Origin of the sequence: Vibrio sp. YIC-376, assembly GCF_052353105.1 — a bacterium.
Taxonomy (GTDB): domain Bacteria; phylum Pseudomonadota; class Gammaproteobacteria; order Enterobacterales; family Vibrionaceae; genus Vibrio.
Window position 1 is genome coordinate 178775 of the sequence record NZ_JBBWFK010000007.1, and the last position, 23455, is coordinate 202229.

A 23455-nucleotide genomic window follows, 5' to 3' on the forward strand; every position below is an offset into this window, starting at 1 on the left:
AGCATTGGCTGTCACCAGTGCACAAGGGAGTGGTAAGTGAAGCAAATACCGAGACACCAACAGATTGTTGAACTGGTGAAAAAACAAGGCTATGTCAGCACTGATGAGTTAGTTGAACGATTCAATGTCAGTCCGCAAACCATTCGACGCGATCTTAATGAACTCGCAGACGACAATAAAATTCGTCGTTATCACGGTGGTGCTACCATACCTCTCAGTTCTGAAAATACATCCTACAACACGCGTAAAGCACTTAATTTCAATGAAAAAGATATCATTGCAGAAGAAGTGGTAAAGCACATTCCTGATGGTGCAACCTTATTTATAGATATCGGAACGACACCCGAAGCGATTGCGCGCGCGCTTAACAAAAACCACAAACAGCTTCGAGTTGTAACCAACAACATTAACGTAGCAACCATTCTGTTCCCTAACCCAGAGATCAAGGTCATCTTAGCTGGCGGTGAGGTGCGAAGCCGCGACGGCGGTATCGTCGGTGAAGCAACGTTAGACTTCGTCAAACAATTCCGCCTCGATTTTGGCATTCTTGGTATCAGTGGCATTGATTTCGATGGTTCATTGCTGGATTTCGATTACCATGAAGTACGCGTGAAGCAAGCGATTATTGACAATAGCCGCAGCGTATTTCTCGCAGTTGACCACACTAAGTTTGGCCGCAATGCAATGGTGAAACTGGGCAATATTGCGCAGTTAAACATGATATTTACCAACAAGCAGCCTCCCGAAGAAATTTTGTCCATCTTAAAAGAAGCATCGATCCCTCTTGAAGTAGTAAAAACTAATGGCGTGATAGAAGCATCAGAATAAATATATCGCTCATACTTGAACCTTCAAATGACCTCTGCCTTAATTAGACAGAGGTTTTTTTGTGCCCAAATCACACAAACGCTCAAAAACGAAAATAAATAATGACCAAAAACGAAACCTAAGTTAGGATTGAATCATGTTCTAAAATGCTCGTTCGCTCACCAAGAGGTCAAATTTATGAGTATACAAAAAAATGCTTCCACTACAGACTCATCCACTACTTTAGACTTGATCGTTATCGGTGGCGGCATCAACGGGGCTGGTATTGCAGCCGATGCTGCAGGTCGTGGTTTGAGTGTTGGTTTATATGAAGCTAACGACTTTGCATCTGCAACATCTTCAGCAAGTTCTAAGCTGATTCATGGTGGCCTACGCTATCTTGAACATTATGAGTTTCGTTTGGTTTCGGAAGCGCTCGCTGAGCGTGAAGTTATTCTTCGTAAAGCACCACATGTCGCCTTGCCAATGCGTTTCCGCTTACCTCATCGTCCATTTTTACGCCCGGCCTGGATGATCCGCTGTGGCTTGTTCCTTTACGATAACTTGGGTAAACGTACGACTCTACCGGGAAGTAAAACTGTTAATCTGGCAAAATCAGGTTTATTAAAACCAGAAATAAAAACGGGTTTCGAATATTCAGATTGTTGGGTCGATGATGCGCGTTTAGTTTTACTTAATATTCTCGCCGCACGTGAAAACCACGCTGAAGTTCGTAACTACTGCCGAGTAGAAAAAGCCCATAGAGAAGGTAATATTTGGCATGTCACGATCCATAATGTCATGACAGATCAACGTTTTGAACGTAAAGCGAAAGCGCTGGTTAACGCCGCAGGTCCTTGGGTAAAACAGTTCTTTGATGAAGGATTAGATCAAGCGTCACCTCGTAATATTCGCTTAATCAAAGGCTCACACATCGTGGTTCCTCGAATCCACAACGAGCCGCAAGCTTACATTCTGCAAAATAAAGATAACCGCATCGTATTTATGATCCCGTACCTGGACAAGTTCTCAATTGTCGGCACAACAGATGTAGAGTACAAAGGCGATCCACGAGAAGTCGCAATCTCTGATGACGAAGTCGATTACCTGATCGATATTGTTAACCAGCACTTTGTCCACCAGCTAACACGAGAAGATGTGGTATGGACATACAGTGGCGTGCGTCCGCTGTGTGATGATGAGTCAGACTCGCCGCAAGCGATCACCCGAGACTACACGTTAGAGCTAGATGCAGAATTAGATCAAGCGCCACTGTTGTCAGTGTTCGGCGGTAAATTAACGACTTACCGAAAACTGGGCGAAGCGGCGATGAAAAAGCTGGCTCCATTCCTGCCACAAATGGGCGGTAACTGGACAGCCAACCAAGCGTTACCGGGCGGAAATTTCAGCTGTAGCCGCGAGCAACTGGCGAAACAAATTCATACCAAGTACTCATGGGCACCAGAAGCACTGATTCTGCGTTATGTGACTCAGTTTGGTACTCAGACGTGGGATCTAATGGCTGATGCTGCGAGCATGGCCGATTTAGGACAAACTTTCTCGTCACAAGCTGGCGGCGTATATCAACGCGAAATTGATTACTTAATGAACCATGAAATGGCACTCACTGACGAAGACATTTTATGGCGCCGAACAAAACTTGGCCTTTACATGAGCGATGACGAAAAACTCTCGTTGGCAGAGTACTTAAAAGGAAAATTGCAGCAAAAAGTAGTCAACCTTTGCGAAGTTGGTTAAACATCACTTACCTAAGTTAAAGCCTGCAAAACTGCAGGCTTTTTTGTTTTGATTCCCCCAGGGAAACTTTTCGTAGACTTTTCAATTGAAATGCAATCATACTCATTTAACAGACGTTTACTGCACGTAATCTCATGATAAGGAAAAGAATATGGGGTTTATGATTGAGCATTGGGATTTTTCAACCCCAGTAGCAACTCAAGAATCTACGACATCACAAGAGATCAAAGCTAAGCACTGGTACCACTGTGAAAGGCTGCATCCTGGTATTCGCGAATGGCTAGAGAGCAACGAGGTTCCTCGTGCCACCGTAGACCATTTACTCGCCGATGAGAGCCGCCCGTCTTTCCATCCTCTGGACGACGAAAATTTCATGCTGATCCTGCGTGGCATCAACATGAATGAAAATGCCGCTCCTGAAGATATGCTTAGTATCCGCATTCTGTATTTTCAAGGCGCACTCATTTCAACACGAAAAATACCATCACGCGCAATCATGGAAATTCGCCAGGCGTTAGCTGAGCAGAAAGGACCAAAAAGTCTCGCCAGCTTGCTCAATCAAATCATTGAAGGGTTGAACGGCAAAATCGATCATTACTTAGACACCATTGAAGAAACCCTGAATCACTTTGATGTCAATGACGAGTCAACCTATAAACATATCTCGGCTCAAAAGGCGCTAATCTCCATCAAGCGCTTTATTCGCCCGCAACAGTACGCGATTCGAGACTTGCTTGAATCCAACTCTGATTTAGTAGTCTCCAGACCTCATCAGTATCGATTCGCGCACAACAACATTACGCGCATCAACGAAACTATTGAATTTTATCTTGGGGAAGTTGCACTGTTTCAAGATGAGATAAAACATAACCGAGATGAAAAAACAAACAAAAACAGTTATTTATTTACTCTTGTCGCGACCATTTTCTTACCAACCAGCTTCTTAACCGGCCTGCTTGGTATCAATATTGGTGGGATGCCTGGCGTTGACTCCGCGACCGCTTTCACTTGGTTCTGTGTTGCGCTAATCGTGATCTTTGCTCTGGAATGGCTGCTGTTAAAACGCTTTGGGTTGACCAACAAAAGCGACGACGAGTAAGCATTCGCAGTAGTTTAGATAGTTTCGCTAAGACACCAAAAAGAGGAGATGCGCTCTCCTCTTCCAATTAGCCTACACTTTTAGCCCGGGTGGCCATCAATACGCGGCGTAATCAGCATAACGCCGAATCGCCACACAAACAGACCAAACGCTAAAATCCATAACCCGCCACTGATATCAATCCAGAGCATCATGTTTGCCGGATCAAATATCACCGCAAAGCTCCGTACCACCGCAGCAGCAATAATCGATGCAAAGGCAATACTCATATTTGGGCCTTTGTAAATCATACGCCCTGTATGTCCCATGGTTACGCGAGCGATCATCGCTAAAATCAAGCCACCCAGAGCGCCTATTGCGAACAAGTGAATCAAGTTATGGCTTGCAAATGCATCCCCCCAGGCCCCACGCAACAGTAAACTTACCGGCAAACACAAATACGCGGCATGCAGTGACCACACCAACGGCTCGCTCAACGTTAGCCAAGGCTTCCAGCGCAAGAAACGAATTAGCTGAGCAACACCAGCAAATAACATCAAAGGGTTGCCGAGTTCCAAAAACGTAACAGGGAAGAAGCTCAAGATAAACAACATCACGAGTGGCAAGTTTGCCAGCCAATCAAGCCACGCTAAAGGCTGAGCTTTCTCGAAGTTAAATCGACGTGCGGTAAAAAATGGAATGACCCTTGCTCCCATCACAGACAGCAGCAAGGTAAACCACCACAGCATGGCATGCCACACCGCAGAGGAAGTAAACGGTGGCATGCCTTTTACCGTCGCATAACTGGCAAAGTTAGCAAAAATCGCCAATAAGAAAAGTGGAACAAAGAACAGATTACGCCACCCTTTTGATTGATAAACACGGATACCAACTTCATAAGCCACAGACAGCAAAAACAGCGCTTCAATAATGCTGATTAGCCATAACGGGATGGGCGTCCAAAGCAGTATTCTGGGAGCAAGCCACAAGCCAAAAATCGCTAAAAGTGTGTAGTGCTTAGTGCCGTTGATTCCAGTCCAGTTTTGCACCGCCGTCAACACAAACCCAGTGACAATAGCCATTGAGAAACCAAATAACATTTCGTGTACATGCCACCATAATGCAGGGACATTAAGTGCGCTTGGCTGGCCGGTCTGGAACATCCACACCCACAGAGCGATAGCAACAACGGCATAAATAGCGCCAAATAGGAAAAACGGCCTAAACCCTAAACGCAGCCATGCAGGGATTTTCTCTTCCACTTTTTTATCGGTGATGTTCAGCATTATCTTGCCCTCAAGCTTCAGTCGATGCTGGTTAATTCAGCTACAAAATCGATGCTAACATAAACATACATAAAATATACATGTTTATAAGCAAGATTATACTTTAGGGGTAAAGTTGTGCTTCTCCGAACGGTTAGGTATAAAGCTAGTAATGCTCGTAATAAAGTAAGGGACACAAATAAGATGTACATATTCGGCTATGGCAGCTTAATCAATTCTGCTTCGCGCAAGTTAACCGGACAAACGGGAACGGCTATTCCTGTCATCGCTCACGGACTAGTGCGCTACTGGGGAAAAATCGATGACAGTTACACCCTGTCTCCACTGATCGTCAACGAAGGTGAAGGACAAGTAAATGGGGTACTACTTGAAGTCGATGAAACCGCTTTAGCAGAGTTCGATCGCCGCGAACGTGGCTATCACCGCATTCAAATTCGCCCTGAACAAATCGAGACAGAGCTGTCATTTAATCGCGAGCACGCCATTTGGGTCTATGTAAAAGATGCGCCATTACCGCCCTGCTCTAACAGCCCGATTATGCAAACTTACGTTGATACCGTTATGGCGGGATGCCTGGAAGTTTCTCATGCTTTTGCTGAGCATTTTGTTCGTCATACGGTTGGTTGGCAGCATGCGAAAGAGAATGATCGCCACCAACCTAAATACGGTAATCTGGCCGGGGTTCAAGATCATCACTACGAATTGATTGACGCGCTGATTGCGCAACATGCTTAGTACCTTCCCCTAAAAAGCGTCATTCCCGACTGAGACAGAGGAGCTTAGTCGGGTTCCCTCTCGAAGATAACGTTTACACTGAAATAAATTCATTATTTACATAGAGTAAGCGCTCAATGCCTCATAACCAAAAAAGCCAAATTGCACTTATTACACATTGGGTGTTTAATACTTCCAGTCAAATGTTCTAGTACATAAAGGTCAAATATGGCAACCATCAAAGATGTTGCAAAAGAAGCCGGCGTATCGGTAGCGACGGTATCTCGAGTGATCAATAAATCACCTAAAGCAAGCCAATCATCCATTGATGCCGTTACTCAAGCCATGAGCAAACTCGGTTACCGACCAAATGCCGCCGCTCGGGCATTGGTAAGCCAGAGCACCAATACTATTGGCGTGTTGGTTAGCGATGTGTCCGATCCTTTCTTCGGTACGCTGGTCAAGTCTGTCGACAACGTGGCTCGTGAAAACGGAAAGCACATATTAATTGGCAACGGTTACCATAATGCAGCGGACGAGCGCCGGGCTTTAGAATTATTGGTCAACAGCCGTTGTGATGCGCTTGTCATTCACGCCAAGGGGTTATCTGACGAGGAACTGATCGACTACGCAAAAGAAGTCAAAGGAATGGTATTAATCAACCGTCATATTCCAGAACTGGCCGAGCGCTGTATTTCTCTGGATAACCGCAAAGGTGCATACTTAGCAACTGAATATCTGATTCGTCACGGACATAGTAAGATTGCCTGTATCGCCTCTTCTCACGATATCGAAGATACCAATGAACGCTTACAAGGATATCAGGCCGCACTAAAAGAGCATGGTATTGAGCTATCAAAAAGTTATATCGAATATGGTGAACCAAACAGTGATGGCGGCGAAGTGGCAATGACAAACCTTTTGACCAAATCTCTCGAGATAACTGGTGTCGTCGCTTATAACGACTACATGGCGGCGGGTGCATTAGCCGCTTTAGATCAAAATGGTATTGAAGTTCCGCAACAGGTTTCGATGGTAGGTTTTGATGATGGGTTAATTGCTCGATTCGTCCATCCAGGTTTGACCACTATTCGCTACCCTATTGAGATGATGGCAGAACGGGCCACTCGTCTGGCACTAGCGCTTTCACGCGATGAAAAAGTTGAAGATGAGACGATCATTTTTAGTCCGACTTTAGTGCGCCGAGATTCTGTGGCAAAAATATAGATGAGCAATAAGAGCTGACCACATTTGGTTGCGGTCTTGACTGACTTAAGATTTAAAAAAAGGTGGGCGTAACTGTTCATATCGCTACTGGACGATAATGATCAACTCATTAGTTAAGCTGGTAATCGCCCACCGAAAAGGCTATCTAAAATTCAAACTGATAAACAGTCTGGTGCTGATAGCAACCCCCAGAACTCAACACCCCACTGTTGAGTCCCCATTCTGGTTTGTTTGGTCCGTCAGGAAAATATTGGGTTTCCAAGGCAAGACCATCATACGACTCGTATACTTTGCTCGTGCCAAACGCACCCGCTAGAAAGTTTCCGGTATAAACCTGAATCGCAGGTTTGGTGGTTTTTACTCTCATCACGACATCTTCTTGCGGAGCGATCAGAACCGCAGCAGTAGACACACCATCGCTCACTTCAGGTGTGAGCACAAAAGCGTGATCATAGCCAGCAGCGGTTTTCTGATCTTGTTCTGCAAGGAAGTCTTTCCCAATCAACTTAGGCTCAGTGAAATCAAAACTTGTTCCTGAAACTGGCTTTTGCTCACCGGTTGGAATTAACCCCGCATCGGTTGGCAGATAGTATGCCGCGTTCAGTTGCAATGTATGCGCTAACGCATTCTCTTCGCTGCCTTCTCCCGCTAAATTGAAGTACGCGTGATTGGTTAAATTCACCGGGCAAGTCTTGTCGACGCTCGCTCCATATTCGATGATCAACTCATTATCATTCGATAAGCTATAGGTAACTTTGACATTGAGGTTTCCAGGGTAACCTTGATCACCATCTGGAGAATCCAGCATGAATACCACTTGCTGAGAGCTGTGATCTACGATCGTCCAGCGCCTTTTATCAAACCCGTTTAAGCCACCATGAAGCGCGTTTTCACCATTATTGATGTCAAGTTGATAGCGCTGTCCGTCAACGTCAAACTGTCCTTTCGCGATACGATTGGCGAAGCGACCAACGATAACGCCAAAGAACGCACTCTGCTTCATGTGTTCTGCCATATTTGCTGAACGCAGCAGCACTTCGCGGTGCTCTCCGTTAATGGGAAGCGTACAACTCAGCCACGTCGCTCCAATATCCATAAACGATGCCGTCATGCCATTTGCATTGGTTAAGTGGATTAAATTGGCGGTTTGACCATCAAACGACGGCGTTTGTGCCATCGTCTGTTCCAACTGTTTAAAAACTGCTTCCATTATTTATCCTTACAACACGTCGACCAGACCCGCGCCCTCTTTTGCCTGACAAACGTAAATCGACTCTTTTAATCCCGTCGCAGCTTCATACTTCGCTTCAACGGTTGCTTTCACTTCGTCAACCAAAGTTGGCGGAACCAACGCCACAACACAGCCGCCGAAACCACCACCGGTCATACGTACGCCGCCCTGCTCGCCAATCACTGCTTTGACCATTTCAACCAGAGTGTCGATCTCTTTGACCGTAATGTCGAAATCATCACGCATCGAAGCATGCGATTCCGCCATCAACTCTCCCATGCGCTTCATATCATGAGCACGCAGAGCTTGCGCAGCTTCTACAGTACGATCATTTTCAGTGATAACGTGACGGGCACGTTTGGCTACCAACTCATCAAGTTCTGAGATTTTTTCGTTGAACTGCTCAATAGTCACATCTCGCAGTGCTTTAACGCCAAAAATACGAGCTGCCTCTTCACATTGCTGACGACGCGTGTTGTATTCGCTATCAACCAGACCACGCTTTTTATTCGAGTTGATGATCACCACCGCCATATCTTCTGGCATTGATACAGCTTCAGTTTCAAGGCTACGGCAGTCCAAAAGCATCGCGTGATTTTCACGACCTTCCGCTGAAATCATTTGATCCATTATGCCGCAGTTACAACCGACGAATTCGTTTTCTGCCTGCTGACCGTTTAATGCAATTTCTGCCTGGCTGATTTCCAGATTAAACAACACTTTAAACGTTTGACCTATTACCACTTCCAGCGCAGCAGAAGAGCTTAAACCAGCACCTTGTGGAACATTACCGCTCACAGAGATATCAGCACCAGTGAACTGATAACCGCGTGCAAGCAGACACTTCACTACGCCACGAACATAGTTCGCCCACATTTTGTCTGCTTGGAAAGTGATGTCCTGACTGATATCAAACTCATCCACCACATTGCCGTAATCAACGGAAACCACACGGACTAGATTGTCGTCGCGCTTTGCGGCAGCAACGACAGTTTGGTAGTTAATCGCACACGGCAGAACAAAACCGTCATTGTAGTCAGTGTGCTCGCCAATCAGATTGACGCGACCCGGTGCTTGGATGATATGACTTGGTGCATAGCCCAATACTTGCTCAAAAGAGGCTTTCACATTTTGGATTAGATCAGACATAGTTAAATCTCTTTATTAAAGGTCCTAGATCCTAGATAGCTAGGTCCTAGGAAAACGAATACAGATTACGGAATACAGGCGACACTTCTAGGACCTAGGATCTAGTCCCCTAGGATCTTCTTTGTAATGAACATCACTCAAATCACGCAGACGCTGTGCCGCTTGTTCAGCGGTTAAATCTCGTTGGCTTTCTGCCAGCATTTCGTAACCCACCATGAATTTACGAATTGTCGCGCTGCGTAACAGTGGCGGGTAAAACAGCGCATGCAGCTGCCAATGGTCAATGTCTGTTCCTTCTTCGAAGAACGGCGCGTAATGCCAGCCCATCGAGTAAGGGAAAGAGCACTGGAACAAGTTGTCATAACGGCTGGTCAGTTTTTTGATAGCCACAGCAAGATCATCTCGCTGCTCATCGTTCAGCTCACTCATGCGGCGAATGTGTGTTTTTGGTAGCAGCATGGTTTCGAATGGCCAGGCCGCCCAGTAAGGCACAACCGCAACCCAGTATTCGGTTTCAACAACAATTCGTGAGCCGTCTTTTAGCTCAGCCTGAACGTAATCAACCAGTAGGTTGCTGCCGTTCTCTTGGTAATACGCCTTTAGGTTATGCTCTTTACGTTCGATCTCATTAGGTAAAAAGCTGTTCGCCCAAATTTGACCGTGTGGATGAGGCTGAGAACAACCCATGGTCTCACCCTTGTTTTCAAAAGCTTGAACCCAGATGAAATCTTTACCTAACTCTTCAATCTGCTCATCCCATGTATCAATGACACCGCGAATTTTATTCACTGGTAATTCAGGCAGCGTTTTGCTGTGATCCGGTGAGAAACAGATCACTCGGCTCAAACCACGTACGCCCTGAGTTTTGAATAATGGGTTGTCCGACTCAGGCGCATCTGGTGAATCCACCATCAGAGCCGCAAAATCGTTATTGAACACATAGGTTCCTTGGTAATCAGGGTTCACGTCACCTGAAATACGTTCGTTGGTCGGACACAGGAAACACTTGCCGTCGTAACTCGGCAATTCGTCCATCGCAGGTTTTTCATCAGCACCACTCCATGGACGCTTTGCTCGGTGTGGTGATACCAAAATCCATTGACCAGTCAGCGGGTTGTAACGACGGTGTGGATGATCCACTGGATTAAATTCAACATTCGACATCTTACTTACTCAACTTTCAAAAATACGTTCTTTTCACTGCATTTCTCGATGAGATTGGAGCTGCAGCTCGGCTTGAATTACTCAGGGGAATAACCTTGGGGGTTGTTGGATTGCCATAACCAGGTATCCGCCGTCATTTCCGCGACACTACGCGTTGCCTTCCAGCCAAGCTCACGCTCTGCCTTTTCAGTGCTGGCCCAGCACTCTGCAATATCACCGGGTCTGCGAGGACACAGTTCATAAGGAACTGGCTTACCGCAAGCAGAGCCAAACGCCTCAACCATTTCGAGTACGCTTGAGCCTTTACCTGTACCGAGGTTATAAATGTGTAGTCCTGATTTTTCGCCTACGGCTTTGAGCGCAGCAATATGGCCATCAGCTAAGTCCATAACGTGGATATAGTCACGAACCCCAGTGCCATCAGGTGTAGGGTAATCGTTACCAAAAACAGACAGTTTTTCACGTCGACCTACGGCTACTTGGGCTATAAACGGCATCAGGTTATTTGGAATACCTTGTGGATCTTCACCCATGGTGCCTGACGGATGAGCACCAACAGGATTGAAGTAACGCAGCAAAGTGATACTCCAATCATTTTCTGCATTGAACAGATCACTCAGACACTCTTCCACCATGTATTTGCTTCGGCCATACGGATTGGTGGTTGCGCCAGTTGGCGAATCTTCAGTAATAGGCACGATGTCCGGGTCGCCGTATACCGTTGCAGATGAACTAAACACAATACTTTTCACGCCCGCTTTACGCATGCTGCGCGCCAATACCAGTGAGCCATTTACGTTGTTGTCATAGTATTCCAATGGTTTAACAACCGACTCACCCACCGCTTTTAAGCCAGCAAAGTGAATAACAGCTTGGATTTCGTGTTTCGCAAATACCGAATCCAGGAAGTCTTCATCACGAACGTCGCCCTGATAAAACGTAGGTTGCTTGCCTGTTAACGCTTCAATTCTGCTGAGAACTTCGACCTTGGCATTGCACAAGTTGTCAATGATGATTGGCTCCATACCCGCTTCAATCATCTGCACACATGTGTGACTGCCGATGTAGCCCATACCGCCTGTGACAAGAACTTTCATTTTTTGCTTCTCCACTGTTGCAGCTTAATGTTTGCCTCCTGCTTCAATGTCGATTGACCCTGTTTAACCGACACTGAGTAGGTACGCCGACCTCTTAACTGGTTAAAAGTCTAACAACCAATGCCGTCCCAGATCCGTGATCTACCTCAAATAGTGTAAACGTTTCCACTAAATTACACATTTGAGCATTTTTATCGATAGAATGGAGTGTCTGAAACATTAGAAGTGATACTCGCGATACTGACGTCATCAAGGTAATCATTCATCGAAAGGTTTCGCCAAAGATTTGTGCCGCCATAACTACCTGTTTACAATAGAGAGATTATTACTTTCTCTCTAAAACAGCGCGTTATACCAATCACAGTAAGTAAGTGTTCAGAAATAGCACAGGAAAAATGCTTGAGAACAAGGCAGAATTTTTCGATAAGTAGTCATTCTACAATCAAACTTCTTTGTTAACGAAAAAGGTAACGCAGTTATCGAGTATTTTAACAAGCTAGAATGACCAGTTATTTACTACGATTGATATTAAGCCTACGGAATTAGTACATGGCGAAATTAAAAGACATTGCGAACGAAGCAGGCGTATCACTTGCAACTGTATCGCGTGTACTCAATGATGATCCGACGTTGAATGTGAAACCAGAAACAAAGCATCGCATTGCGGAAATAGCTGAGAGGCTTGAGTATCGCAGCAAAAGATCGAAAACTTTGGCCAACGAAACCAAACAACGGCATCATTTTTTAGCGCTCTATAGCTACAAACAAGAAGTTGAAGTGAATGACCCTTACTACTTGTCAATTAGACACGGTATTCAAACCCAATGTGACAAACTGGGCATTGCACTAACCAACTGTTATAACAGTGAAATTGATATAGACACGCAAAAAATCACCGGCATCCTTTTAGTTGGAGATATTAACCAGAGAATTATAGCTAAACTGCCGAAACGCTTGGCAAACTTTATTTGCCGCATAGATATGGCAGATGAAGAAAGTCCTTACGATTGTGTCAATGCCGATCTGGTAAGAATAAGCAAACAGGTAGTCGACCTATTTGCCTCTCAGGGATACGATAAAATTGGATTTATAGGCACACAGAGCCAGACCACAACCTCTGATATTCGTAGAAATACCTTCGTGGAATACGCGCGCCTGAAGGGTATGATCACTGAAGCTGATATTTATTGTGGTGACTTCTCAAGCCAATCCGGATATGACTTGGCGAAAAAAATGCTGGCCCAAGAAGACTATCCAAAAGCACTATTTATTGCCTCAGACACCATTGCGATTGGCGTTCTTCGAGCTATCCATGAGTCCGGTTTAGCCATTCCGGAAGATATTGCACTTATCAGCATGAATGATATTCCAACCGCTCGTTTCACTTTTCCACCGCTATCAACCGTCCGAATTTACTCGGAAATGATGGGAGTGCAAGGTGTTAACTTACTGGTGGAAAAATATCGCGATGATCGTAAATTACCGCTTCAAGTCTATGTCCCAAGCGAACTAAAGTTACGTGACACTACCAATTCAGGGTAAACGTTTTCACCACTATTTCAGACAAGAGCTTATCTTAGGGAATTGATCGATTCTGCCACCACTTTTCTGAGCCAGATGCCTTTTTCATCGTTTGCACGACTAGTGTGCCACAGCATCGAAATATCAAAGTCCGCAACAGGAACTGGTGGAGTCATCGTAACAAGACCATCAGAAAAGCCTTCTGCCAGCGCCATTTTTTCCGGCACAATCGCAATTAAATCTCGATGCTTAAGAAGATGACGGATAGTGAGAAAGTTTCGTGACGCCACCGTTACCTTGCGGCTCAAACCATACTCGGCAAGCTTTTGGTCTACTTGTGTCTTTAAGCTCCCATCAGGGCTGACCAAGGCTTGTTCGATGCCGGCGAACGCTTCCAGAGATAATTGTTCTTCCCCTTTCAACACTTGTTTGTCACACAAACAAACATGCTTCTCGGTATACAAATACAAGCTGTCAAAGTTGTCGTCCAGTACCGGCATACTGCCAATGACAAGATCCAGCTTATCCTGTTCAGTACGCACTATGTAGTTACTTCGATCGACATTGATAAAGCTGATTTGTGCTTCTGGAGATCTGTGGTGAATTTCATCATAGAGCAATGGTGCGAAGATGAATTCAGCGTAGTCCGTTAAACCAATTCGACACACGCCCGAATAGTTTTCTGGTTCAAATGTCGATTTAGTCAGCAAATCTTTAGCAATAGAGTCCAACAAGTGATGAACAGTCGGAGCAATTTTATGAGCATGCTCCGTTGGATCCATTTTGTGTCCTTTGCGCTCGAACAACGGATCATCAAAAAGCAGTCTTAAACGCGACAAACTATGGCTCATGGCTGATTGGCTGACGAAGCTATTTTCCGCGGCTATACTCACGCTTCGATAGCGATAAAGATAAGAAAAAGTCACCAATAAATTTAAGTCTATGTTGCGCCACTGGATTTCGTCTTTCACTTCACTGCCAATCCCATTTCATTCATAAATTAAATCAACACTATCAATTTGAGTCATTCTATAACAGCAGATAAATTATCAACAATTCAAATCAGATAAACAGGCTCAACATGTTTGCCATCTTCAAAACTTTCTTTTGGCTGGGCTGGTTCAGCTTTGGTGGACCTGCCGCCCACATTGGCTATTTCCGCCAGACTTTCGTGGAAAAACTAAAATGGTTAGATGACAGTGAATACGCTCAAATCGTCGCATTGAGCCAATTTTTACCCGGGCCGGGCTCTAGTCAGGTAGGTTTTGCACTGGGTTACAAGCGTGGAGGCTTGAGTGGTGCATGCGCCGCATTTCTTGGCTTTACGCTGCCATCAGTACTCATCATGCTCACATTAGCGATGGTGAGTAGCCAGGTAACCGATACGGTTCTATTTCAAAACATCGTACACGGATTGAAACTGCTAGCTGTTGTTGTCGTTGCTGACGCCACGTGGGGAATGTACAAAAACTTTTGCCAGACAAAACTCACGGCAGGATTATGCGTCGCTACTGCGATATCACTGTTACTTGCACCGGGTATCCAGACTCAGATGCTTGTTTTAATCATCGCTGGAGTGCTTGGACTACGATATCTGAAGAAAGAGTCTGCTATACCAGCAGAACCATTCACCCCAACCTTAACACCGCTGGTAATTTTTGCCGTCTTGCTATTCGGATTACCTTTTATTGCCCACACCATGCCAATGCTAGGTTTGTTCAACGACTTCTTCCAAGCAGGAAGTTTGGTGTTCGGTGGTGGCCATGTCGTGCTACCGCTACTGCAAAATATCGTTGGCGACCATTTGAGTTCAGATGCATTTCTAACGGGCTACGCCGCAGCACAAGCTGTACCGGGCCCGATGTTTACGTTCGCAACGTATATTGGTTATGAGTTATCTGACACACCAATCCTTGGCGCGCTAGTCGCAACCTTAGGCATTTTCTTACCAGGATTCCTTCTACTACTCGGAGTTCTTAAGAACTGGCAGGTTCTGGCAGGTAAGCCATCGGTATCGGGAGCAATCAGTGGCGTCAACGCTTCAGTAGTTGGCCTGCTACTCGCAGCACTTTACCAACCGGTATTTACCAGTGCAGTAGTTACACCGGTAGATATTACCTTGGTTATTACAGGCTTCTATTTGCTCAAGACGCTGAACCTTTCGATACTGTGGATGATAGTGTTTTTTGTTGGGGCTTCTATCTTTTAACCTTAGAAGGATATTTGTAGATTTGACGGTTAATACTTCTTAACTCAAAAAACGATGACATAATATTGACATGGAACACAGATACTAAATAAAAACCATTTTTATGACAAAATAACTAGAAAAACCATAATATATACATAAACTTGGAAATAAGGATTCTATAAATTCATAAAAAATGGTAACTAGGAATGGTAGTTAAGGCAGACGTTAGTTCGATTTTATCCCAAGTAGATAACAGGCTAAAACTAGCCATCTTCCTTACCCCCTTCATGCATTTCTACTTACCATTTATTGGCGAAATTGTAGTTCTCTGCTTTCAACTATCAATAATATGGCTAATCTATAACATTAAAGATAATGAACCTTATACTTCATTCAAACCACTCTATATTTTCACATCTTTATACATTGCATCGATAACCATATCTAACCTTATTCTTGTTAGTAGAATTGGTTGGAGTGCCGAAACAATAGTGTCATTTTTTAGATACTTAGTTGTGGTTTCACACATGATCTTTATATTAAGTCTAGCTAAGTATTTTACCCTTAATGATAAGCTTCCATTTGATTACCTTCCCCACGCCATTCTGATAGCTGTTATATTGATATTTATTGATATCAACTTTAACTTAACCGACATTGATTATAATGAAGGTCTGAGAATTATAACGTCAAGTAATATAAGACACTTAGGGCACATCGTAATTGTTAGCACTTTATACCTATCATTGAAAATTTTGATGGGTAAAAAAATGAACAACATACTATTCCTTGTATGTACAATAACAAGTATATCGCTGCTAATTTGGTTAGGAGGACGAGGTGCTATTCTATCGTACTTAATAGGATTAATAGTTTCTTTGGCCATCATGTATAAGCATCATCAATTAAAAATAAAAAGACTTTTAAGACTAGTATTTTTAATTATCGTATCAGTTATTGTATCCACCCCTTTAAACATCTACTCTTGGAATGGGTTAAATAGACTTTTAGAAACGAGAAAATATTATAGTCAAGATATCAATGCGATATCAACAAATAGAATAGAACTTTGGAGATTAAGCTGGGAGTTTATAAAAGAAAAACCATTCTTTGGTTATGGTGCAGAAAGCTTCCTCTTAAATTCAGAAACTATTTTCCGTCATCCTCATAATTTTATTGTTCAGTGGTTATTTGATTTTGGGGCAATAGGAACATTATTATTTTTATCTTTCATTATTTTCACCATCATCACTGGATATTCTAACGTTAAAAGTAAATTAAGAATAAAAAACCTAATTTCCATTGTTATTTTTGTTGGAATTTTATCCAATGGTCTCATTTCAGGTACACTTTACTACTCCCCATCATTTTTTATTCTATGTATAGTAAGTGCATTTATTCTCTCTACACCATACAGATTTGTAACTAGGAATCGTTATTTCACAGTTAATAAAGACAATAAAGACAAAGATGATTAATTTCTTTTAGCAGAAACATGATCTAAATATGAAAAAGAGCACTACTTTTTCTTTAGTACTCTTTTCTTTCTCTAAATCCCCAAAAAACGAGAAAAGTTTATCACTGTAATAGTACTTTAGATGTATCTCTTTCAGACCGTACCAGTTCAAGTGCACGCTCTAAATTGTCATTCGCTTTGGCATAGTAAGATGGACTTTGATCAATCGCTTCCTGTAGATAAGGAATCGCTTCTCCTGGCTCCCCTCTCAATATCAGGAAATAACCAACACTGTTCAGAGCTTCTGATGGAGACATATGACGCCCAAAAATACTCAAGGCTTTTCTCGGTTCACCTTTAGCTATCGCAATTAAACCTAAATTATTGATCGCCTTTTCACTGTTGCTATTTATACCCAAAGCCGCATTAGTAAAGTGAGTAGCTTTAGCATAGTCTTCGACCATGTAATATGAATACCCGAGACTCACTAGCGCACTCTCGTTATAAGGTTTGATATCTAGTGCTTTACGTAAAAATGCTTGAGCTATTTCGTGCTTGTTATTGATATCATACAGAACGCCCAAACCAACATAAGCATTAACGGGTGATTTCTCATCATATCTTAGCGATAGGATATGTTCGCTAGAAATGTTATTCACCGTTATATCTCCCTGCCCACCAAGTCGTAATTGGTCAGCATTAAGAGCTCGTAAGTAATAGCTTTGTCCTAAATCCTTACGTCCTTGTTTCGTATAAAGTTTGCCCAACTCTTCTAATGAACCAATATGATTAGAATTCTCAGATAGTGAAGCACGATAAGCCCTATCAGCTAACTCAAAATCTCCACGAGTCTCATGAATTCGGCCAATAGTGTATAACGTCTTGTCCTTATGAACTCCATCTTCAAATGTGAGGGAGCGTATATATTCATACAATGCAAGATCAGTATTATTGCTTGTTAATGCAGTATCACCCCGAGTGATTGCCTCTGCCTCATTAGTTGGCGGTTCATCGTTAGTTAACGACTCAACGGGCTTTCCCGAGTATAAACTTTTATCAAAAGTGGTCTGCCTTGCCTCGTTGTTTGCGCACCCTGTAACAAGTATTAAAATGCAAGTAGCTAAGTATGTTTTCCACATATATAGTTATCCTAATTATAATTACTGTAAGACATTACTGTTTGAAAATGCTTCTGAGAGCTGAATCAATGATGGCCCTATCGCAACGATAAAAAAGCAAGGCCAAATAAACAGTACCATTGGAAACATCATTTTTACTGGAATTTTTGCGGCGATTTCTTCTGCGGCTTGCTGTCTCTTATCGCGATAGTCTTCGGTATATTCTCGTAATGAATCAACTAAGCTTCCACCAACTCGTGATGCATGACTAAGCATACTTATTAGGCCCATAAACTCTTCTAATCCAGTCCGCACAACAAATTCTCTTAAACTATCCGGCATTGACTTACCCGCTTGTATTTTCATACATACGGTGTCAATTTCGTCAGCAAGCTCAGGGTGAGATATCACCATTTCATCCGCAACGCGACGTAAAGAAGCATTAAAACCAAGCCCCGATTCAGTACAGACCACCAGCAAATCCAACATATCCGCCACCCCTGCCCGAATACGGTTTTGGCGCTTCTTTACTATTCTTTTTAACAAAAAATCTGGTATTACTAAACCTACGAAAACACAAGCAGACATATAAAAATAAAGGTTATTAGTTTTAGGTAATGATAAGTAAAGCCCGAGAGCAACTAATATTCCTATTATTGTTGTCAGAGATTTAATCGAATAGAAAAGTGATAGCGCATTTTTCTGATGAAAACCTGCATGCATTAGTAGCATTCTATTGGTCTGACGATCTTTTTCATTACCACTTGCAGTCAAAGGCGCTAATGATTCCAACGTATTCATCACTTTTTCGTTCCGAGATGAAAGTGGTATCTTATCTCCTGTTGAAATTTCTGAGAGCTTTCGCTTTACTGGAGAGTTAAACCCTATCAGAATATAACCAACGCTCATAACCAAAAGTATGGTTGTTACCAAAACAAACAACATAAAAAGCATGTCTTGACTTATATTGAAACTCGCAAGAAAGTTGTTTATTACGTCCATAATAATTACACCTCAAAGTTAACAATCTTACGAATCCACATTGCACCTAAGAACAAAGAAACCATCCCCCCTATTATCAATTTTATGCCTGTTGGATGATTGTGTAGGATAGCAATATACTCGGGATCTGATACTGATATAATTATATACATACCGAAAGGCGCCAAGACTAAAACCCAAGCAGACATCCTTGATTCGGCAGAAACAGTCTTAATTTTCCTGGCAAGTTTAAACCTATCCCTTAAAACCTTAGATAACTTCTCTATATTTTCAATTAAGTTCCCGCCAGTTTCTTTTTGTAATAATACAGCGCTTGAAAATGCCATCATTGACACAGTTGGTACACGCTCACTCATTTGCATAATAGCTAAACGCATATCATAACCGTAATTGAGTAAACTGAAGGTATTTTTAAACTCAGGACCAATCGGTGCCGGCATTTCACTTCCAACTTCACCAAATGCCTGGTTAATTGGTTGCCCTGCCTGAAGAACACGTTTGATAATATCGAGCGCCTCTGGTAGTTGTTCTTCAAATTTCATCAATCGGTCACCAATTCGTTTTTGAATTATAAAGTACACAACAAACCAGATAGCAATGGAGACTCCAACAGCCATGTACCATGGCTGACCAAACAATAGAAGCATTAAGCCAGTGATGACACCTACGATAAGAGACAAAAATAAGAACTTACCAAATGTCATATCAATACCAGCTAGTTCTAGTTTCTTTTTAAAAATTTCAAACAAAGAAAACTGAACTAAAAAGCGTTCAACACCAGAAAGGTTCTTAAGGGAGTTTTCTTTTAATAAAGAAATACTCTCCTTATCAATGTGCTTATGGCTCTCTTTAATACGCTGTATTAAGTGTCGGTGCTTTACCTTCTTCCCCGCAGAAGGCATGATCAAGGCTTGGCTGATAAAAAATACTGACAAAAACAACAATAGTAAAAACAGTGGTAATTGACCGCTCATAATACCTCCTAGCGAACTTTCTCATTAAATATCTCAAATGGAAGGTCCAAGCCACGTTTAATAAGTTGATCATGACAATCAGGAACAATTCCTGTCGCAATGTAATCACCAATCACATTGCCATCTTCATCCACACCTTGCCTTTGAAACTTAAAGATCTCCGACATGGTGATTACTTCACCTTCCATGCCATTAATCTCTTGAATACTGACCATACGACGTTTACCGTCCTCTTGCCTGTCCATCTGAACAACCAGATTGATCGCTGAAGCAATTTGAGAGCGAAGGTTTTTCGTCGATACATTCCAGCCAGCCATAGAGAACATATTTTCAACACGGCTTAATGCATCTCGGGGGGTGTTCGCGTGTATAGTAGCCAGTGAACCGTCATGGCCGGTATTCATTGCTGATAGCATGTCTACCGCTTCACTCCCCCTGACCTCACCTACAACGATACGATCGGGTCTCATACGTAGGGAGTTCTTAACTAACTCACGCTGAGAAATTTCACCCTTACCCTCGATATTTGCAGGTCGAGTTTCGAGTCTAACCACATGAGGTTGTTGCAGTTGTAACTCAGCTGAGTCTTCGATGGTAACGATACGTTGATCAGACGGAATAAAACCGGACAAAATATTCAAGGTAGTGGTTTTACCTGAGCCCGTACCACCAGAAATTAGAATATTGAGCTCACCAACCACAGCCGCATTCAGAAACTTAGCCATCTCCTCCGACAGCGAGTTAAGGTGCAATAAGTTATCCATATTAAGCCGTTCGACAGCAAAGCGACGGATAGATACAGATGCACCATCAATAGCAAGAGGTGGGATGATTGCATTAAAACGAGAACCGTCTTTAAGCCGGGCATCGACCATAGGAGAAGACTCGTCAATCCGTCGACCTACTTGGCTAACGATTCGGTCAATAATGCTACGTAGGTGGCGGTCATCAAGAAACGTATGCGGTGTTTTTTCCAGTTTACCGAACCGTTCTACAAAAATACTTTTAGGACCATTAACCAAAATATCGGAAACGGTAGAATCGGCCAGTAACGGCTCAAGCGGCCCTAAACCAAAAATTTCATCTTCAATCTGGCGAATCATCCGATTACGCGCTTCCGAACTCAATGGATGAGTCTGGTCTTCTGCTATTAGATGTACGACCGCTTCTCGTAATTCTTCTTTCGCTCTGTCTTCCTGAAGGTGCGATAATAAACCTAAATCTAACGTATCCAGTAACTTACTGTGGTAGTAGTGTTTTATAGTTTGATCATGTTCTAACTGTTTTCTTTCCGCTTCCATCTTACGGACTTTTTCTTCAATCGCTGAAGAGTTAGCAACACTACTACTTCTCGGCTTCGAAACAGGTTCCGCGTTAGCTTCAGATTTCGTATTCAACAATTCAGCCTCTGAAAAGTTACTGCCGACATTTTTCCTTTTAAAAAACATAGCGACTCCCTGCTAAGAAAATAATTTGCCTAACCAACTTTGCGTTTGCTTATCTGCTGGCTCTTCCAGTTGATGTGAGATGTCAATAAGTGAAGATTTAATGGCACTGTTTTTCTTTGATTGCACAATTGGTTTGCCCAAATTTGAACATTCCATTGCTATAGAAAAATTGTTGGGTACTAAAAGAATGTCTTGGTTTGGAAATGTTTGTTCTATGTCTTTAATAGTAATTGATGTTTTCTTTTCGTAACGATTAATAACCAACCTTACCTGCCCACTGGTTAAACCATAGTCGAGTTGCAGTGATTTTAAATAATTTGCGGCATGTTTAATTGAAGTCACATTTTGCTGCATAACAAGGTACACATAGGAAGCTGGAGCGACAATGTGTTGAAACACATGCTCAACTCCATTAGACATATCGACAATAATATGTTGATAGAATTGACGTAATAAAGGAATTAAAGCGCTGACCTTTGTTGCGCGATCATAATTATCTTTTATATTGTCAGAACTAAAACACAAATAGTTAACACCTGAAGAATGTTTGTAAACCAAGCCTTCCAATGATAATTCATCAAGGTCGTTCATCGTATCCACAACATCATTAATAGTGTATTTAGGTTTACTATTTAGATAATCCGCAGCATCACTAAATTGCATACCCAGATCAATAAGCAGTACTTTACCTTTTGAATATTCAGATAATGCTATAGCTGTATTGAGTGCTACAGTTGTTGCACCGGAACCACCTTTTGTATTAATAAATAACGACAATTCACCGAGCTCACTACTCGAAGATTTTTCGTTTGCGATATCCTCTAAAAGTGGCAACAACTCATAGAAATCGACTTCGCGATGCAGGTAGTCAGATGCCCCTAATTTTAACGCTAATTTAAGTGATGTGGTGTCATGCTCATCACCAAAAACTACCAATGCTGTCTGGTTCCGTTGCAAGTTACCTTCATTGGAATAAATATGTGATATTTTTTGCGCCCAACTGCTTCCTGCTTCAATATAAATGACATCTGGTACGCGTCGTTCACCCAAGGTGGTGACCGCAATCTTATTTAAATCCAACCACTCGATGTTAATATTTACACACTTAGACAACTCTGCTTCCATATTGCTTTTGAACTCAGAGGTTGCATAAATCACCCAAATATTGATATTGGTCTTTAGGGAATGGATGCTGCTTGTTTTTATTTCTTTATTTAATTCTACTGGTTTCAACATAATTACTCCCCACAGTCATCTATAACTTCAAAGCCAGATTCAGACTCAGGCCTCAAAATACCTAAGCTTTCAGCAGGTAGAATAGTCTGAAACTTGGGACTGGCGCCAACGGCATCTATTAATAAAGCTAAAACCAAAAACTTAAAGGTATAATCCGCTTCAGCCTTAACAAAACGAATTTTAGCAAATGTTGGATTTAACACCTCTGCACTTAAAGGTGGTAACTTCATAAAGTCTGAAACATCTACATCTTTACCATCTTTATCAAGGTAACTGATTGTTAGATCACCATCCGAAAATCCAGGAGGATATAACCCTTCAAGGGAAGAAAGTTTTGGAATCTCATTTTTATCGGCTATATAGCATACTGTAGCAAGGCGAGCAGCTCTTCTCGTTAATTCATTTGCCATCTGTATTGAGTAAAAGTAGAGCGCAAATTCTATAATTGAGAAAATGACCAGTAGTACAGCCAACGCAATCAACACGAATTCGACTTGAGTTACCCCTTTCTGTCTTACTATCCATCTTTTCATGGTGAAGTCCTCATTTTGCTAGATGCGTCGATAGTGAAAGACAAAGATTTATCAGTAAACGGTAGACCACTGAAGATAGGCTCATAGTTATAATTGACTGATATTGTGACCTCTTTTGATTCGTCGGTAGGCAGAGTGATCATAACATCTGTCTCATCTATAAATTTCAATACCGGGGTATCGGTTGGTATGGGACTACCATAAACCACCATATTTTTTATTGTCCCAGGCTCGGCAATACTACCTGAATCAAGATCCCCGTAGGTATCAACTACTGCGTATCGGGCTCCATTTTGCAGCGCTTTATTAATCTCGGTGTATTGAATAAATGCTCTACTAACATCAATCAGCAATACGGCTAGCATAAGTAACACTGGCAAACAAATAATAAACTCTAGGGCAGCTAGTCCAGCTTGACTGTTCTTATCCCTCTGAAAAAGAGAGTTCTGGTTACACATTCTCATC

Annotated in this window: 21 protein-coding genes; 8 read left to right on the forward strand and 13 right to left on the reverse strand. The window is 42.6% G+C overall.

What is annotated here, in order from left to right:
* Positions 1–36 precede the first annotated feature (36 nt).
* The 3 genes from WJM94_RS14935 to WJM94_RS14945 all read left to right on the forward strand — a co-directional run bounded on the left by WJM94_RS14935 (position 37) and on the right by WJM94_RS14945 (position 3664).
* Positions 37–828 (forward strand): DeoR/GlpR family transcriptional regulator, encoded by a 792-nt coding sequence (locus tag WJM94_RS14935; protein ID WP_444494987.1) that lies wholly within the window; start codon positions 37–39, stop codon positions 826–828.
* Positions 829–1005: 177 nt separating this feature from the next.
* Complete coding sequence (glpD, locus tag WJM94_RS14940; RefSeq protein WP_444494988.1) at positions 1006–2565, forward strand: glycerol-3-phosphate dehydrogenase; 1560 nt, start codon at positions 1006–1008, stop codon at positions 2563–2565.
* A 151-nt stretch (positions 2566–2716) separates the two neighbouring features.
* Positions 2717–3664: a CorA family divalent cation transporter gene (locus tag WJM94_RS14945; protein WP_444494989.1), complete on the forward strand. Its 948-nt coding sequence runs from the start codon at positions 2717–2719 to the stop codon at positions 3662–3664.
* An 80-nt stretch (positions 3665–3744) separates the two neighbouring features.
* Here WJM94_RS14945 and WJM94_RS14950 read toward each other — a convergent pair whose 3' ends face one another.
* Positions 3745–4929: an NnrS family protein gene (locus WJM94_RS14950; protein ID WP_444494990.1), complete on the reverse strand. Its 1185-nt coding sequence runs from the start codon at positions 4927–4929 to the stop codon at positions 3745–3747.
* A gap of 183 nt (positions 4930–5112) precedes the next feature.
* Here WJM94_RS14950 and WJM94_RS14955 point away from each other — a divergent pair, with 183 nt between their 5' ends.
* Positions 5113–5664, forward strand: coding sequence for a gamma-glutamylcyclotransferase family protein (locus WJM94_RS14955; protein WP_444494991.1), 552 nt, complete (start codon positions 5113–5115; stop codon positions 5662–5664).
* Positions 5665–5871: 207 nt separating this feature from the next.
* The gene (locus tag WJM94_RS14960; RefSeq protein ID WP_444494992.1) at positions 5872–6870 is read left to right on the forward strand and encodes a substrate-binding domain-containing protein; all 999 of its coding nucleotides are present in this window, start codon (positions 5872–5874) and stop codon (positions 6868–6870) included.
* A 145-nt stretch (positions 6871–7015) separates the two neighbouring features.
* On the opposite strand, the gene galM is transcribed toward WJM94_RS14960, so the two are convergent.
* The 4 genes from galM to galE form a co-directional block, all read right to left on the reverse strand.
* Positions 7016–8080, reverse strand: coding sequence for a galactose-1-epimerase (gene galM, locus WJM94_RS14965; protein WP_444494993.1), 1065 nt, complete (start codon positions 8078–8080; stop codon positions 7016–7018).
* A gap of 9 nt (positions 8081–8089) precedes the next feature.
* Positions 8090–9250 (reverse strand): galactokinase, encoded by a 1161-nt coding sequence (gene galK / locus WJM94_RS14970; protein ID WP_444494994.1) that lies wholly within the window; start codon positions 9248–9250, stop codon positions 8090–8092.
* A gap of 87 nt (positions 9251–9337) precedes the next feature.
* Positions 9338–10414 (reverse strand): UDP-glucose--hexose-1-phosphate uridylyltransferase, encoded by a 1077-nt coding sequence (locus WJM94_RS14975; RefSeq protein WP_444494995.1) that lies wholly within the window; start codon positions 10412–10414, stop codon positions 9338–9340.
* A gap of 77 nt (positions 10415–10491) precedes the next feature.
* The gene (gene galE, locus WJM94_RS14980) at positions 10492–11511 is read right to left on the reverse strand and encodes a UDP-glucose 4-epimerase GalE (RefSeq protein WP_444494996.1); all 1020 of its coding nucleotides are present in this window, start codon (positions 11509–11511) and stop codon (positions 10492–10494) included.
* Between the two features lie 549 nt (positions 11512–12060).
* Between galE and ebgR the strand changes: the two genes are divergently transcribed.
* A complete protein-coding gene (gene ebgR / locus WJM94_RS14985; RefSeq protein ID WP_444494997.1) occupies positions 12061–13053 on the forward strand; it encodes a transcriptional regulator EbgR in 993 nt (330 codons plus the stop codon).
* 29 nt (positions 13054–13082) lie between these two features.
* On the opposite strand, the gene WJM94_RS14990 is transcribed toward ebgR, so the two are convergent.
* The gene (locus WJM94_RS14990) at positions 13083–14003 is read right to left on the reverse strand and encodes a LysR family transcriptional regulator (RefSeq protein WP_444494998.1); all 921 of its coding nucleotides are present in this window, start codon (positions 14001–14003) and stop codon (positions 13083–13085) included.
* 110 nt (positions 14004–14113) lie between these two features.
* On the opposite strand from WJM94_RS14990, the gene chrA reads away from it, so the two are divergent.
* Entirely contained in the window at positions 14114–15241 is a 1128-nt protein-coding gene (gene chrA / locus WJM94_RS14995) for a chromate efflux transporter (RefSeq protein WP_444494999.1), read from the forward strand.
* A 752-nt stretch (positions 15242–15993) separates the two neighbouring features.
* Positions 15994–16701 (forward strand): O-antigen ligase family protein, encoded by a 708-nt coding sequence (locus WJM94_RS15000; protein WP_444495000.1) that lies wholly within the window; start codon positions 15994–15996, stop codon positions 16699–16701.
* A 100-nt stretch (positions 16702–16801) separates the two neighbouring features.
* Here WJM94_RS15000 and WJM94_RS15005 read toward each other — a convergent pair whose 3' ends face one another.
* The 7 genes from WJM94_RS15005 to WJM94_RS15035 are packed head-to-tail and all read right to left on the reverse strand — an operon-like array spanning position 16802 to position 23454.
* Complete coding sequence (locus tag WJM94_RS15005) at positions 16802–17818, reverse strand: tetratricopeptide repeat protein (RefSeq protein ID WP_444495001.1); 1017 nt, start codon at positions 17816–17818, stop codon at positions 16802–16804.
* Between the two features lie 21 nt (positions 17819–17839).
* The gene (locus tag WJM94_RS15010) at positions 17840–18799 is read right to left on the reverse strand and encodes a type II secretion system F family protein (protein ID WP_444495002.1); all 960 of its coding nucleotides are present in this window, start codon (positions 18797–18799) and stop codon (positions 17840–17842) included.
* Positions 18800–18804: 5 nt separating this feature from the next.
* A complete protein-coding gene (locus tag WJM94_RS15015) occupies positions 18805–19773 on the reverse strand; it encodes a type II secretion system F family protein (RefSeq protein ID WP_444495003.1) in 969 nt (322 codons plus the stop codon).
* A gap of 8 nt (positions 19774–19781) precedes the next feature.
* On the reverse strand, positions 19782–21221 hold the full coding sequence (locus tag WJM94_RS15020; protein ID WP_444495004.1) for a CpaF family protein: 1440 nt from the start codon (positions 21219–21221) through the stop codon (positions 19782–19784).
* Between the two features lie 12 nt (positions 21222–21233).
* A complete protein-coding gene (locus WJM94_RS15025) occupies positions 21234–22457 on the reverse strand; it encodes an AAA family ATPase (RefSeq protein WP_444495005.1) in 1224 nt (407 codons plus the stop codon).
* Positions 22458–22459: 2 nt separating this feature from the next.
* Entirely contained in the window at positions 22460–22990 is a 531-nt protein-coding gene (locus WJM94_RS15030; RefSeq protein ID WP_444495006.1) for a TadE/TadG family type IV pilus assembly protein, read from the reverse strand.
* Positions 22987–23454: a TadE/TadG family type IV pilus assembly protein gene (locus WJM94_RS15035; protein ID WP_444495007.1), complete on the reverse strand. Its 468-nt coding sequence runs from the start codon at positions 23452–23454 to the stop codon at positions 22987–22989. The genes WJM94_RS15030 and WJM94_RS15035 overlap by 4 nt, the downstream gene beginning before the upstream one ends.
* Between the last annotated feature and the right edge of the window lies 1 nt (position 23455).

Coding starts and splice junctions, on each gene's coding strand:
- glpD (WP_444494988.1), top strand. CDS start 1,006: ATGAGTATACAAAAAAATGCTTCCACTACAGACTCATCCACTACTTTA.
- WJM94_RS14945 (WP_444494989.1), top strand. CDS start 2,717: ATGGGGTTTATGATTGAGCATTGGGATTTTTCAACCCCAGTAGCAACT.
- WJM94_RS14950 (WP_444494990.1), bottom strand. CDS start 4,929: ATGCTGAACATCACCGATAAAAAAGTGGAAGAGAAAATCCCTGCATGG.
- WJM94_RS14955 (WP_444494991.1), top strand. CDS start 5,113: ATGTACATATTCGGCTATGGCAGCTTAATCAATTCTGCTTCGCGCAAG.
- WJM94_RS14960 (WP_444494992.1), top strand. CDS start 5,872: ATGGCAACCATCAAAGATGTTGCAAAAGAAGCCGGCGTATCGGTAGCG.
- galM (WP_444494993.1), bottom strand. CDS start 8,080: ATGGAAGCAGTTTTTAAACAGTTGGAACAGACGATGGCACAAACGCCG.
- galK (WP_444494994.1), bottom strand. CDS start 9,250: ATGTCTGATCTAATCCAAAATGTGAAAGCCTCTTTTGAGCAAGTATTG.
- WJM94_RS14975 (WP_444494995.1), bottom strand. CDS start 10,414: ATGTCGAATGTTGAATTTAATCCAGTGGATCATCCACACCGTCGTTAC.
- galE (WP_444494996.1), bottom strand. CDS start 11,511: ATGAAAGTTCTTGTCACAGGCGGTATGGGCTACATCGGCAGTCACACA.
- ebgR (WP_444494997.1), top strand. CDS start 12,061: ATGGCGAAATTAAAAGACATTGCGAACGAAGCAGGCGTATCACTTGCA.
- chrA (WP_444494999.1), top strand. CDS start 14,114: ATGTTTGCCATCTTCAAAACTTTCTTTTGGCTGGGCTGGTTCAGCTTT.
- WJM94_RS15000 (WP_444495000.1), top strand. CDS start 15,994: ATGAACAACATACTATTCCTTGTATGTACAATAACAAGTATATCGCTG.
- WJM94_RS15005 (WP_444495001.1), bottom strand. CDS start 17,818: ATGTGGAAAACATACTTAGCTACTTGCATTTTAATACTTGTTACAGGG.
- WJM94_RS15010 (WP_444495002.1), bottom strand. CDS start 18,799: ATGGACGTAATAAACAACTTTCTTGCGAGTTTCAATATAAGTCAAGAC.
- WJM94_RS15015 (WP_444495003.1), bottom strand. CDS start 19,773: ATGAGCGGTCAATTACCACTGTTTTTACTATTGTTGTTTTTGTCAGTA.
- WJM94_RS15020 (WP_444495004.1), bottom strand. CDS start 21,221: ATGTTTTTTAAAAGGAAAAATGTCGGCAGTAACTTTTCAGAGGCTGAA.
- WJM94_RS15025 (WP_444495005.1), bottom strand. CDS start 22,457: ATGTTGAAACCAGTAGAATTAAATAAAGAAATAAAAACAAGCAGCATC.
- WJM94_RS15030 (WP_444495006.1), bottom strand. CDS start 22,990: ATGAAAAGATGGATAGTAAGACAGAAAGGGGTAACTCAAGTCGAATTC.
- WJM94_RS15035 (WP_444495007.1), bottom strand. CDS start 23,454: ATGAGAATGTGTAACCAGAACTCTCTTTTTCAGAGGGATAAGAACAGT.